Here is a 250-nt window from a genome sequence, read left to right on the forward strand (position 1 = left end):
ATATATAGAAGAAAATAAAAAAGACCCCAACATATTAATTACTTACTAATATGCTAGAGTCTTTATTTTTTTTGAATAATTGTATTTATATGTCTCATACTAATACATTTGCAAGGAATAGAATAAATGATGTTAATACTATCGCTCCACCTAATGATCCTAATAAATCTGTTTTTGTTACTTGTAACACTTGTTCACTGTTCATATTCCTCATTCTCCTTTCATTTTGTATAATTTAAAACTTCTATTA

At 24.8% G+C, this 250-nt stretch carries 1 protein-coding gene; it reads right to left on the reverse strand.

All coding sequences use genetic code 11. The annotated features are described in order from the left end of the window. Positions 1 to 94: 94 nt before the first annotated feature. Positions 95 to 205, reverse strand: coding sequence for a DUF3948 family protein (locus MR079_RS28855; protein ID WP_139869631.1), 111 nt, complete (start codon positions 203 to 205; stop codon positions 95 to 97). Positions 206 to 250: the final 45 nt, after the last annotated feature.

Origin of the sequence: Bacillus cereus group sp. BfR-BA-01381 (assembly GCF_022663555.1) — a bacterium.
Classification (GTDB): Bacteria; Bacillota; Bacilli; order Bacillales; family Bacillaceae_G; genus Bacillus_A; species Bacillus_A pacificus.